Annotated in this window: 10 protein-coding genes; 5 read left to right on the top strand and 5 right to left on the bottom strand. The window is 74.4% G+C overall.

What is annotated here, in order from left to right:
* Nucleotides 1–403: 403 nt before the first annotated feature.
* Nucleotides 404–1975 (bottom strand): glycosyltransferase, encoded by a 1572-nt coding sequence (locus PV410_RS20995; RefSeq protein WP_500326642.1) that lies wholly within the window; start codon nt 1973–1975, stop codon nt 404–406.
* 206 nt (nt 1976–2181) lie between these two features.
* On the opposite strand from PV410_RS20995, the gene PV410_RS20990 reads away from it, so the two are divergent.
* Genes PV410_RS20990 through PV410_RS20980 form a run of 3 tightly spaced genes read left to right on the top strand, consistent with a single transcriptional unit; the run spans nt 2182 to nt 5319 of the window.
* Nucleotides 2182–4050, top strand: a complete 1869-nt coding sequence (locus PV410_RS20990; protein WP_500326641.1) for an AbeC-like domain-containing protein — start codon at nt 2182–2184, stop codon at nt 4048–4050.
* The gene (locus PV410_RS20985; RefSeq protein WP_500326639.1) at nt 4047–4418 is read left to right on the top strand and encodes a hypothetical protein; all 372 of its coding nucleotides are present in this window, start codon (nt 4047–4049) and stop codon (nt 4416–4418) included. The genes PV410_RS20990 and PV410_RS20985 overlap by 4 nt, the downstream gene beginning before the upstream one ends.
* Complete coding sequence (locus PV410_RS20980) at nt 4411–5319, top strand: SecDF P1 head subdomain-containing protein (protein ID WP_500326637.1); 909 nt, start codon at nt 4411–4413, stop codon at nt 5317–5319. Before PV410_RS20985 ends, PV410_RS20980 begins: the two co-directional genes overlap by 8 nt.
* A gap of 63 nt (nt 5320–5382) precedes the next feature.
* Here PV410_RS20980 and PV410_RS20975 read toward each other — a convergent pair whose 3' ends face one another.
* The 4 genes from PV410_RS20975 to PV410_RS20960 are packed head-to-tail and all read right to left on the bottom strand — an operon-like array spanning nt 5383 to nt 10078.
* Nucleotides 5383–6498, bottom strand: a complete 1116-nt coding sequence (locus PV410_RS20975) for a hypothetical protein (RefSeq protein WP_500326635.1) — start codon at nt 6496–6498, stop codon at nt 5383–5385.
* A gap of 3 nt (nt 6499–6501) precedes the next feature.
* Complete coding sequence (locus PV410_RS20970; RefSeq protein ID WP_500326633.1) at nt 6502–7458, bottom strand: N-acetylneuraminate synthase family protein; 957 nt, start codon at nt 7456–7458, stop codon at nt 6502–6504.
* Complete coding sequence (locus PV410_RS20965; RefSeq protein ID WP_500326631.1) at nt 7455–8741, bottom strand: cytidylyltransferase domain-containing protein; 1287 nt, start codon at nt 8739–8741, stop codon at nt 7455–7457. The genes PV410_RS20970 and PV410_RS20965 overlap by 4 nt, the downstream gene beginning before the upstream one ends.
* A gap of 29 nt (nt 8742–8770) precedes the next feature.
* The gene (locus PV410_RS20960) at nt 8771–10078 is read right to left on the bottom strand and encodes a DUF6716 putative glycosyltransferase (protein WP_500326629.1); all 1308 of its coding nucleotides are present in this window, start codon (nt 10076–10078) and stop codon (nt 8771–8773) included.
* A 187-nt stretch (nt 10079–10265) separates the two neighbouring features.
* On the opposite strand from PV410_RS20960, the gene PV410_RS20955 reads away from it, so the two are divergent.
* Both PV410_RS20955 and PV410_RS20950 read left to right on the top strand, forming a co-directional pair.
* Nucleotides 10266–11246: a glycosyltransferase family 2 protein gene (locus tag PV410_RS20955; protein WP_500326627.1), complete on the top strand. Its 981-nt coding sequence runs from the start codon at nt 10266–10268 to the stop codon at nt 11244–11246.
* Nucleotides 11246–12598, top strand: a complete 1353-nt coding sequence (locus tag PV410_RS20950; RefSeq protein ID WP_500326625.1) for a polysialyltransferase family glycosyltransferase — start codon at nt 11246–11248, stop codon at nt 12596–12598. The genes PV410_RS20955 and PV410_RS20950 overlap by 1 nt, the downstream gene beginning before the upstream one ends.
* Nucleotides 12599–12609 lie beyond the last annotated feature (11 nt).

Genomic DNA, 12609 nt, shown 5'->3' with positions numbered 1-12609 from the left:
GAACCTGGTTTATCCCTAGCCACTCCATAGTGGCCCAACGATCGCCCTGCCGCGAGGCAACGCCCTGTGACCGGCCCCGGGCGGCTCAGGCTGCGGCTCGGGCGAAGGCGGCGGGAGCCCCGGATCCGGACGGCTCGGGGGAGGGACGGCGCGGGCCCAGGAGCGTCCTCCCACGTCGGCCGGACCGGCATGCGGACGGCGCGGTCCAGGCGCGGGACCACTCCCCGCGGGTGACCCGGCACGGGCCGGACGAGGGCCCGGATCCCCCTGGCTCAGGGCCGGCGGGCAGCCCGGCGGCCTCCGCGAGGTCGGCCGAGTCGGCAACGCGGACCCGGCCGGCACGGACGGCCGCCGTCCGCGGGGCAACGCCCTGTGACCGGCCCCGGGCGGCTCAGGCTGCGGCTCAGGCGAAGGCGGCGGGAGCCCCGGATCCGGACGGCTCGGAGGAGGGACGGCGCGGGCCCAGGAGCCGCGCGTAGAGGTCGATGAGCGGCTCGGACTGCTTCTGCCAGGACCACTCGCGCAGCACGTCCGCACGCTCGTAGGCCTTGCGGTAGCGGCGCGGGTTGGTCAGCACGGCGCCGACGGCACGGACGAAGTCGGCGGTGTCCCCCGAGCGGAAGACCTCGCCGTTGCCGATCTCCAGGGTCGGCCGGGCCAGCACGCGGACGTCGCTGACCACCACGGGCAGCCGGGCGTGCGCGTACTCGAAGTAGCGGGCCGGGAGCGCGACCTGCCGGTCGGGGAGCCGGTGCACCGGGAGCACCCCGATGTCGGCCGAGGACAGGAAGCGCGGGATCTCGGCGGGCGGCACGTAGGGCAGCACGTGCAGCCGGCGGGCCACGCCCAGCTCGGCGGCGCGGCCGGTGAGGGTGCGGATCCAGGGGTCGTCGAGGTCGGGGACGACCAGCGCGGCGTGCAGGTCGTACAGCTTGGGCAGCGCGTCGACGACCGTGAGCAGGCCGCGGGCGGGACCGGCGGAGCCGCTGTGGACCAGCAGCGGGACCTCCGGGGCGAGGTGGCAGCGGTCGCGGACGCCGGGCGGCGGCGGGGAGGGCAGCGGCTCGTGCGGCGGGGTGTTGCGGGCCACCGCGGGGCGGGCGGGCAGCCCGTGGCGCTCGCGGAGGCGGTCGGCGTAGGTGTCGGCGACGGTGACGACGCCGTCCGTCAGCGGCACGTAGCTGCGCTCGTGGGCGTCGCGGGCGACGGCGGCACGGCGGGTGGGCTCGGTCTTGGCGGTGGTGTCCCAGACCACCTCCACCCGGTGACCGGTGCCCTCGGCGCGCATCGCGGCCCGCACGGCGGTGCCCAGGGTCCGGTGGCCCAGGGCGTGCACGAGGTGCGGGCGCAGTTCGTCGAGGACCGGGCCGTAGGCGATCTCCAGGTCGAGCAGGAGCGGGTCGAGCCGGCGCCAGCAGCGCTTGCCGAGCAGCAGCCGGGTCGCGGTGGCGGCGGCGCCTTCGAGGGGTCCGCCGGGGGTGGCGCGGCGGCGGACGGCGGCGCGGTACTGCGCCGAGCGCAGCGCCGTCCAGGCACGGCGCAGCACGTGCCGGAACCTGCCGCCCGCGTGGGCCAGACGGGCGGCGGCCTTCACCGGTAAAGGGCGGTGGATCACGTCCAGCTCGGCCCCGCGGGAGGCCAGCAGGGCCGTGTGGGCGGCGAGCAGCGCGGTGCGGTAGGCGTGCGACTCGGAGCTGCGGTAGGCGAGGGCGTGCCGCAGGCCCGGACGGGGGCGCTGCAGCCGACGCCGGTGGAGCGTCTCGGCGACGGTGACGCGGATGAGCCGCACTCCCCCGGGCGCGGTGCCGGCACCGCGTCCGGAGGGGTGCGGCCCTTCCGGGGCGCGGCCGATGAGCGTGACCTCGTACCCTGCGGCGGCCGCGGCCGCCGCCACACGGTGCGCCCGGGAGTCGCCGTCGAGCGCACTGTCCGCGAGGACCGCGATGCGCGGCGCGGACCTCGGTGCCGTTGCCATGGATCAAGACAACCGGGTACGGGTGACCGCTCGGTGAAGTGGATCTTGCGGAGAGTGGAACGACACCGGCCGCCGACCCGCGCGCCCTTGCGCGCCCCCGCACTTCAACACGCCCCGGCGCGACCGGTTTTCCCTCTTGCCGCGCCTTTCGGGAGCTCGCCGGCGGCCACCAGACTGGTGTGACGAGGGGAAAAGGGGTGGGGCGTGTGACATCGCGATACCCGGGCGCCGGGAGCACGGGGGCCACCGGGGACACGGAGGCGTACGGCGCGGACGGCGGAGGTGCAGGCGGCGGAGGTGCGGGCGGCGGCACGGCCGCGGTGCCGCCGCCCCGCCCCGGGCACGCGCCGCGGACGCCGCAGGGGGCGTCCTCGGCTCCCTACGGCGCAGAGGAGGACTGGAGCGCGTCCACCCGCTACATGTGCGCGGGGGCGCGTCTGGACGAGGGCTTCGCGCGCCGCGTGGTGCACGAGCTGCGGCACGAGCGGTACCGGGCCTGCGCGCCCTCCTACGGCGTCGACCTCGACCGGGTCGGCGCCCACGCCGAGCAGACCCTGCGCGACCTGCGCAAACGGGATCTGGCCGTCGGCGCCGTCTTCGTCCTCTCGCTGCTGGTCGCCCCGGTGACCACCCTCGCCTACTGGTTCGCCACCGCCTTCCTGCCCGGGGGCGGCACGCAGACGGGCTCGGTGCCGCCGAGGCGGCGCCGGGTCCGGGAGGGGCGGCGCGACCCGGCCGTCATGGCGGTGCTGCGGGCCCTGGCGGTGCAGCTCGCCGTCCTGCTGGCGGCCTCGTGGCTCGGCGCGCTGGTGCCGTTCTGGCCGAGCGCCGGACCGGTGGTGACCTTCCTGCTGACGCTGGTGCTGCTGATCGGCTGCCCGTGGCTGTTCACCTGGGAGCAGCGCAACGCGGCGTGGAAGGCCATCCGTGAGCAGCTGACCCGTGAGGCCTTCCGCTCCCCCGCGGAGGATCCGCCCCGCGACCCGGACGCGGCGGGGCTGCCGCAGTCCTCCGTGGGCGGCGACGCCAACCTGGTCGTCTACAGCGGCTACCGGCCCTTCGTGGGTGCGGGCGACGAGGTCACCTCGTGGTCCTTCGCGATGCGGCTGACCCCCGAGGGCCACCAGCCGGGCTCCGGGCAGGAGCCGCCGCCGGTGCCCTTCGACACGGCCGGGCTGATCCGGCGGATGGCCGACGACCTCGACGCCCTGCGCGCGGCCGCGGCCTCCCCGGTGGACCGGATCCCCGGCCTGGAGGTCACGGAGAAGGTCTTCGTCCACGGCACGGAACTGCGGCAGAACGCGCTGTACGGGGAGGCGGTGTTCTGGCCCGGCGCCGCGGGCCACTGGCCGCCCGAGGGCAGGCCGGCCGACCAGCTCTCCTCGGAGCGGATCGCGGCGGCCCGGGGCGTCGTCGACGGCCCCGTACGGCACTGCCTGGCCGCGCAGGTGCGCAGTTGGGGGACGGACCTGGTGCTGTCGGTCTTCGTCCAGACCGCGGTGAGCGGGGCGACGCTGTACCTGCAGGCCAACACCCTGGTGCTGACCCCGGTCCGGGAGGCCTACCGGGTCGCCGACTCCGTCTCCCGTCCCGAGGAGGCCGAGGAGGCGGCGCCCGGACTCGCGGACGCGCTGCTGCTCAGCCGCTCGGTGCTGATGTCCGCGCTGCCCGACGCCTATGCGGAGCTGCGCGCCCCGGCCCGGCGCGAGCGCGCCCTGGCGGCGCAGCGGACGGCGATCACGGACGACCGGCGCTATGACTTCGGGGCCAGGATCAGCCTGCGCGAGCTGGCGTCCTCGCACACCTACCGCGACTTCTTCCAGAAGGTGGACGTCACGCGGATCGGCAAGCAGATCGAGCTGCAGATCCTCGGCACGCTCGCCGAGTTCCTCGCCGAACACGGCTTGGACCGGGGCGACCTGACGCAGCATCGGAACGTCATCCTCAACCAGGGGATCATGATGACCGGCGGCTCCATGAGCGGCAGCATCGCGGCGGGCTCCGGTGCCGCCGCGATCTCCACCGGCGTCCGGCAGCCCGCGGCGGGGACGGGCAGCGAGGGGGGCGCGAAGTGACGCCGCAGGATCCGGCTCCGCAGGTCAACCACGGCATCGTGATCGCGGGATACGCCCGGGTCAGCGACTCGGCCCTGGCCGCCGGGCGCGGGTCGTCCGCCCGCAAGGACGGCACGGACGCCGAGGCGCTGCGCGCGGCGCTCGCCGCGATCGGCGAACTCCGCCGCCGCCTGGACGCCTTGGAGGGCGCCGAGGCCGCCGGGGAGGAGGCCGGCGCCCTGGCGGACGACCTCACGGCGGAGGAGGTGGACGGCCGCCGGGTGGGCGAACGGCTGACCCGGCTGCGGGCCCTCGTCGGCGACGCCACCGCGCTGAGCGGGCTGGTCACGGCGGTGCACGAGAGCGTACGGGCCATCACCGGTGGGTGAGCGTCCGCGCCGTGGGCGGTCGATGGTGGCGCTCGCGGTCTGCTGTGCGGCGCTGGCGGCGGCATGCTCGCTGCCGGGGGACGGCGAGGGGGCGGGCAAGTCCGCCGACGGCCCCCGTACGAAGGCGGTGTTCGCCCCGCGTGATCCCGTGGACGCGGCGCGGCTGCGGCAGATCGCCGACCTCATGGGGCGGCGCGCCGAGGGTTTCGGCTACGAGGACGTCACCGTGGAGGCCGGCGCGGGCCGGGTCACCCTCTCCCTGCGCGGAGGGAGCGAACGGGAGATCGCCTCGCTGGGGAAGCCCGCGGTCCTGGTCTTCCGGCCGGTGGTGCTGCTGGAGGCCTCCGGCACCGGCTCGCCCGCGCCCCCGTCCGGATCCGGGACGGGTCCCGGCCCGGGCACCGGCGGCTCCGCTCCCGGTGGCGCGGAGTACGCCGCTCTGGACTGCTCGGCGCCCGCCCAGCGGGTCGACCACCAGCAGGGCGACGCACGGTGGGCCGTAGCCTGCGCCGAACGGGCCGAACGGGCCGAGAGCGGCACGTGGACGAAGTACCTGCTCGGACCCGTCGCCCTGGGCGGCACCGAGATCAGCGAGGCGGAGGCCGTACTCGACACGCGGAACGCCACCGGATGGCAGATCCGGATGACCTTCGGCAACAGCGGCGCACGGAAGTTCGCCGACCTCACCGCGCGTCTGGCCACGCAGCTGAGCCCGGCCAACCAGTGCGCGATGGTGCTGGACGGCGCGGTGCTGTCGGCGCCGCTGGTCAACTCGGCCATCACCGGCGGCAGCGCCGTCATCACCGGCAACTACACCCGCAGCTCCGCCGGCCGGCTCGCCGCCCAGCTGGGCACCGGCGGTCTGCCGACGGAGATGGAGGTCGTCTCCGTGACGCACTGACCCGCCGGCGGAACGGGCCGGCGGGCCGGTGCGGGTCGGTCTCGTCCGCCCTGCCGGACGGGCTCAGTTGACGGCGGCCGTGCCCGAGGCCACCGAGGCGAGGCCGTGCAGGTCGCGGGCGCTGCCGGTGATCCCGGACAGGAAGCTCTGGGCCCGCGGCGAGGCCCGGTCGGTCAGCCACTCCGGATCGACGTCGCAGACCCTGATCTTGACTCCGGTGCCCTCCAGGGCGAGCGGCAGGGTGTGCACGACCGTGGAGGGGAAGCTCAGGACCGTGTGCCCGATCGGGCCACGGCGGGCGATCAGTTCCAGCGGCAGGTCGGGCCGGACGATCTGCAGCCCGGTCTCCGCCGAGAGCCGGTGCAGCTTGTCGGCGCTCTCCCGGCGGTGCGCGAAGTAGCGGGTGGCACCGTGCGCCCGGGTCAGGGCGGCGACGGCGGTCAGGTAGCGCTCGGGGTCGACCACCCCGGTCTCCACGAGGGAGGTGCCCACGATGTCGGTGCCGGCACTGATGGTGGGCGGGCCGAACCGTGCCCGTGTCCAGGCGAAGCGGTTGGTCCGCAGCGCCATTCCGGGGGGAGGCGAAGCGGGCATCGAGCTGAACAGCTCGACCCGCCGCCCGGCGCCTGGGGTGAGTCGGCGCCGGGCGGCTGAGGCGAAGACGCCGAAGGCGGCGTCCACCGGCGACAGCCGGCGGCCGCTGCGGTGCCAGCGGACGAGCCGGGCACCCCTGGCGAGGAGTTCGGTGAACTCCATGGTCGCCGTGCCGTCGTCCACGACGGTGATCTCCTTCGCCCGGCTGAGCGGCAGGAGCACCTGCACCAGCCGGGAGAAGGGGTCGCCGAGGACGACCCGCCCCGCGGCCCGCAGGGCCGGGGTCAGTTCGACGGCGGTGCGCAACAGCGAACCCCGGGAGGAACGGGCTTCGCACCAGCGCACCGTGATGCCCTCGTCCATCGCCAGCTCCGTCATGCGACGGAGCTGGCCACGCGTCATGGGGTCACGCGGGGCGAGGGCGACGATGGTGAGCGGCCGCCCGGGCGCCGCCGGGCCCGGGACGGCCGTGGCCGTCCCGGGCCGCGGCGTGGGCACCGCGGGCGGGTGAACATGCGCCCACTCCAGCACGTTGAGCAGCTGAACGGGGCTCTCTACGAGTGCCAGAGTGCCGCTGTCGCTCATGGATCAGGCCGACACCGACTGCGGCTCGGCCGCGGCGGCCGCCTGCGCCGCCTCCTGCTCGGCGATGACGCCGGGCACGCGGCGCAGCTTCTTCATCGGGCCGAGCTCGCCCTCGTAGACCTTCTTGACACCGTCGCCGAGCGCCTGCTCGATGATGCGGATGTCGCGGACCAGGCGGTCCAGACCCTGCGGCTCGACGGAGGCGGCCTGGTCCGAGCCCCAGTTGGCGCGGTCGAGGGTGATGTGGCGCTCCACGAAGACCGCGCCGAGGGCGACGGCCGCGAGCGTGGTCTGCAGGCCGATCTCGTGGCCGGAGTAGCCGACCGGCACGTTCGGGAACTCACCCTGCAGGGTGTTGATCATCCGCAGGTTGAGCTCCTCGTGCTTCGCCGGGTAGGTCGAGGTGGCGTGGCACAGGATGATGTTCTCGCTGCCGAGCACCTCCACCGCGTGGCGGATCTGCTTCGGGGTGGACATGCCGGTGGAGAGGATGACCGTCTTGCCGGTGGCGCGCAGGGCGCGCAGCAGCTCGTCGTCGGTCAGCGAGGCCGAGGCGACCTTGTGGACGCGGACGTTCTCGAACTTCTCCAGGAACTCGACCGAGGGGACGTCCCACGGGGAGGCGAACCAGTCGATGCCCTTCTTGGTGCAGTACTCGTCGATCGCGCGGTACTCGTCCTCACCGAACTCCACCTTGTGGCGGTAGTCGATGTACGTCATGCGGCCCCAGGGGGTGTCACGCTCGATGTCCCACTGGTCGCGCGGGGTGCAGATCTCCGGGGTGCGCTTCTGGAACTTCACACCGTCCGCGCCGGCCTCCACGGCCGCGTCGATCAGGGCGAAGGCGTCCTCGAGGGAGCCGTTGTGGTTGATGCCGATCTCGCCGGTGACGTAGACGGGCTGGCCGGGGCCGACCAGGCGGTCGCCGATCGGACGAAGGCGGGCGTTGGTGGTGGTCACTGGGAGAGTTCCCTTCGGGAAAGTGAGGGGCCGAGGATCCACGAGGCGATCTCGCGGACAGCTCCGCGTCCTCCGGGCATTGCGGTGACGGAGCGGGCGGCGTCCTTGACGATGTCGTGCGCGTTGGCGACGGCCGTGGGCCAGCCGACGAGCGCGAAACAGCCGAGGTCGTTGACGTCGTTGCCGACGTACAGGACCCGCTCGGGGGCGATTCCTTGCTCCTCGCACCACTGCTTGAGTGCGAGGTCCTTGCGGTCGATGCCGTGGAGCACGGGGACCTTGAGCTTGCGGGCCCGCGCGGCGACGACCGGGTTGGTCTCCGTGGACAGGATCAGGACGGGCAGGCCGTTGTCGCGCAGGGCGGCGATCCCGAGCCCGTCACCGCGGTGCACGGTGACGGCCTCGCGTCCTTCGGAGTCGACCAGCACCGTGTCGTCGGTCTGGGTGCCGTCGAAGTCGAGTACGACCGCGTCGACGTCGTCGCGGGTCGGGTGCGCCGGCGCCTCGGGGGCGGTCTCCGTCGCGGGGTCGAGCAGCGGGGCCAGGGCGCGGGCGCGGGCCAGGTCGTCCGGCTCGTCGATCTCCAGGACCTTGGCGGGGTCGGTCCGCACCAGCGCGGTGTGGCCGAAGAAGCGGTGCTTCGCCTCGCGGAAGCCCGGGACGCGCATCGCGTAGGCGGCGCCGGTCTCCAGCAGATCCTGCGGGCGGTCCTGGCGACGCGGGCGGTGGGCCTTGTCGTGGTTGACGCCGTAACCGCCGGTCGCGGCGGCCACCGTCGTACGGGACCGGCCGCCCTCGGCGGCCTCGTCGGCGGCCGCGGCGGCGGCGCCGATCTGGTCGGCGGCGTCACGCCAGATGAAGCCGTGGAAGGGGGCCACGGTCACGGCCGTGTCCGCGCCGTCCTCGACGATCGCGGCGACCACGCCGTTGACGTCCTCGGTGGTGATGAACGGGCTGGTGCACTGGACGAGCAGCACCACGTCGGCGCCGCGCCCGGTCATCGCCTCGTGCGCGTCCATCGCGTGCAGGACCGCGGCCTCGCTGGTGGCGGTGTCCCCGGCGATGGCGGCCGGGCGCAGGACGACCTCGGCGCCGGCGGTGCGGGCCGCGTCGGCGATGGCGGGGTCGTCGGTGGAGACGACGACGTCGGTGACGAGGCCGGCCTCCCGGCAGGCGCGCACGGCGCGGACGACCAGCGGCACGCCGCCGACGGGTGCGAGGTTCTTGCCGGGTACGCCCTTCGAGCCGCCGCGGGCGGGAATGACGGCCAACACCGTTGGCATGGTGGCTCCTTGCGACTTGGGGGGCGGGTTCACAGCTGGCCCCACCTGCGGATCACGGGCGCGACGCGCTGCACGCCCTGGCGGTACGCGGCGCGCGCGGAGTTGCGCGCGATGTCGCGCACGGCCCGGCGCAGCGGGCTGGGCTCGGTGGGCTCGGTCGCGGCGCCGGGCAGCGGCTCGCCCTTGGGGTCGAGGCCGTGGCGGGCGAGCACGCCGGGCAGGTAACCGGGCGCGGTGGTGGTCGTGTAGTACGGCGCCAGCGGCGGGAGCACAGGGGCGGCGGTCAGTTCCGTGACGCGCTCGCGCACGGCACGGAAGGGGTCGCCGTCGGAGGCGATGCCCTGGCTGCGGGCCCACTCGGGGTGCACCCTCGGCACCTCGCCGGAGTCGATCTGGTCCCAGGAGGCGTAGGCGCCGGAACCGAGGAAGTGGTGGTTGCCGAGCGCCTCGCGGATCCCGAGGTCGGTGAGGACGGCCGTGGGGATGCCGCGGTGCATGGACTCCAGCGCCGCCGTCGAACTCACCGTGACCAGCAGGTCGGTGCGGTCCAGGACTTCGCCCATGTGCCCGTAGACGAGCTTGAGGTTCTTCGGCGGGTCCAGCTTGGCCACCAGCTTCTGGTACGGCTGTTCCTCGATGTGCGTGGTGTGCTCGCCGGGCTTGCTGCGCAGCTTGACCAGCACCTCGCGCTCCGGGTGGAAGCGCGCGTGGTCCACCGCGCGGCCCAGCAGGTACGTGCGGTCCCTGCGGCTGTCCGGCACGGAGGGCTGGACAGCGAAGACCACGGTGAACGGCCGGTCCGCGGAGGGCTCGTAGGGCTTGCCCTCCAGGAAGGGCAGGGCGGTCTCCACGACCGTCCCGGCGTCGGTGCCGACGCCCTCGTAGACGTCGCGGAAGCGCTGCGCGTCGTGGGCGCTGTTGGCGAGCACGGCGTCGGCGCCGGCCCGCAGCAGGAGCCCGTCGGCGAGCTTCTCGTAGACGACCCCGACGTAGCCGGTGACGACGACCGGACGGCGGGGGGTGCCCTGCCAGGCGCGGGCGAGTCCGTGCAGCATGGCCTGGACGGTGCCGCCGACGCAGGAGAGCACGACGACGTCCGCGGTGTCACGGGAGGTCCCGGCCAGGAACTGCGCCGCCGTGACCTCGCGCATCGAGTCCGCGGGGATGCCGACCTCGGCGAGCTGGCGCTCGGTCGGGGTCGCCCGGCCGCGGAGCAGGCGGGCGTCGAGCCGCGCCTCCGGGGCGATGCGGCGCGCCGTCAGCGCACCCCATTTCCATCGGGTGTCCGAGTCGGCGAGGACGGTGACCCTGATCGGGTCGGCGGTACTTGCTGGCACGCCGCAGACGCTAGGAATGCATTCCGAGCGGGTCTCCAACGCAACGCCAACGGACGGTTAACAACGCGCCGCCGAATGGGGAATCGGCCGCCCCCGACGGCGGATTCATGATTCCGCCATCTCCCGTTCACCTTGGGGTGGGGAAGGCGTCAGGGTGGGGGACGAGCCGCCCCATAGGGTGCGCGACGTGGTTAAGCTCTCCGTCATCGTCCCGTTCTACAACGTGCAGGATTTCGCTCCTGACATGTTGAGGAGCCTCCGCGCGAATACGCGCGCGGATTTCGAGTTCATTCTCGTGAACGACTGCGCAACGGATGACACCCCGGGAATCCTGGAGCGCGCGCTGCCCGACCTGCCCGGGGCGATACTCGTCTCCCATGAGAGGAACGGCGGGCTCGCCACCGCCCGCAACACGGGCATCGACGCCGCCCGGGGCGAGTACCTGACCTTCCTCGACGGCGACGACTGGCTGGCCGAGGGCTACCTGCCCCGGCTGCTGGAGGCCATCGAGACCCTCGGCACCGACTTCGTGCGCACCGACCACGTCGTCTCCCACGGGCGCAGGCGCACCGTCGCCCGGGTGCCGCACGGCCGCCGCGGGGTCGCCCTCGACCCGCGCGAGGCGATCCTCCCCGCCGACCGCACGACCTCGGTGGACTACCCGTACGCCTGGGCCGGGATCTACCACCGGCGGCTGGTCGACGCGGGCTTGCTGCACTTCCCCGACGGGCTGCGCACCGCCGAGGACCGGCCGTGGATCTGGCGGCTGCACCGCGAGGCGAAGTCCTTCGCGGTCGTCGGCCTGCTGGGCGTCTTCTACCGGCGCGGGGTGGCCACCTCGCTCACCCAGATCGGCGACATCCGCCAGCTGGACTTCATCCGCTCCTTCGACCAGGTCCTCGCCGAGACCGCGGCGGACCCCGACGCGGACCGCTTCCTGCCCAAGGCGGTGCGCACCTACTGCGCGGTGATCGCACACCACCTGGGCGCCATGGGCCGCTACGAGCCCCGGGTCGCACGGAAGCTGAAGGCGATGAGCGCGGCCGCCCTGAAGCAGATGCCGCAGGAGATCCTGAACGAGGCGCTGGACTCGATGGACATGAAGCGCAGCCTGCTGCTGCGCCGGACACGCAGGCGCCGCGGCCTCGCCGGGGCGGTGGCCGCGTGATGCCCCGTACCCAGGTGTTCCTGGCGTCGACGCTGTTCGGCGCCGCCACGGTGGCCGCCGCGATGGACGCCGGGCTGTTCGCCCCGGCCGACCGCAGGCTGCTGCTGGTCAGCAACAACGCCGCCGTGCCCGAGATCGCGCCGGCGCTGGACACGGCACCGGGCTTCGGGGCGCTGCGCGGCCGCTTCGACCGGGTGCTCTCGTGGAACGACACGATCGCCCCGCTGCACCCCTCCGGGTGGTCCCCGCGCCCCGAGGACGTGCCCCTGTGGGAGCGCCACCTGCGGCGGCTGTGGGACCTCGGCGGGGACGAGGTCGAGCTGGTCGTCGAGTCCCTGCACGTCGACCCGGCCCTGGCGCTGGTGAACGTCTTCCCGGGCGCGCCCGTCGAGGTGTACGCCGACGGCCTCATGGTCTACGGCCCGACCCGGGACAAGCTGGACCCGCTCGTCACGACCCGGGTGGGCCGGCTGCTGCACCTGGACCTGGTCCCCGGGCTGCGGCCGCTGCTGCTGTCGGAGCACGACGTCCCGGCCCGGCTCGTCCCCGCGGAGGCCTTCACCGGCGTCCTGGCGGGGATCGCGGAGCACGCCGCGGCCCCGGCTCCCCTCCCCGAGGGCGGCGCGCTGCTGCTAGGGCAGTACCTGTCGGCGCTGGGCGTCCTCACCGCCGCCGAGGAGGAGGAGCTGCACGTCCGCATGGTGCGCGGCGCCGTCGCGGCGGGGCACCGCACGGTGGTCTTCAAGCCGCACCCGACGGCGCCCGCGCACTGGTCGCAGCGGCTGGAGCGGGAGGCGGAGGCCCTGGGGGCGGAACTGACCGTGGCCGGGGCGTCCGAGCTCGCCGAGGTGCTCTTCCTGCGGACCCGCCCCCGGCTCGTCGTCGGCTGCTTCTCCACCGCGCTGTTCACCGCGTCCGCCCTGTACGGGCTGCCGGTCGCCCGGGTCGGCACGGAGCTGGTGCTGGACCGGCTGACGCCGTACCAGAACAGCAACCGCGTGCCCGTCACGATCGCCGACCGCCTCCTGCCGGACCTGGAGGACCGGACGTACCGCGAGGCGGCGGAAGCCTGGCGGCCGCCGACGGCGGAGCGGGTCGAGCGGGACCTGACACCGCTGGTGCGCGCCGTGGGCTACTGCATGCAGCACCAGACGTACGCGCATCTGCGGGACGAGGCGGTCCGCTACCTGACGGACGGCCTGGACACCGGCACCTGGCGCTACTTCAAGCGGCGCCGACTGGCGTCCTTGGCGCTCCCGGGAGCGGTGCCGTCCCAGCTGGCGTTCCTGCCGGCCAATCCGGCCGTGCGCAGGGTCGCACGGCGGATCAGGCATGTGACGTCCCGCGGCTGACCTCGGGACGT

The organism is Streptomyces sp. PA03-5A, assembly GCF_033792725.1.
In the GTDB taxonomy this organism is placed as follows: Bacteria; Actinomycetota; Actinomycetes; order Streptomycetales; family Streptomycetaceae; genus Actinacidiphila.
Note: the sequence above shows the minus strand (reverse complement) of the source record. Positions and strands in the feature narration are given on the sequence as shown.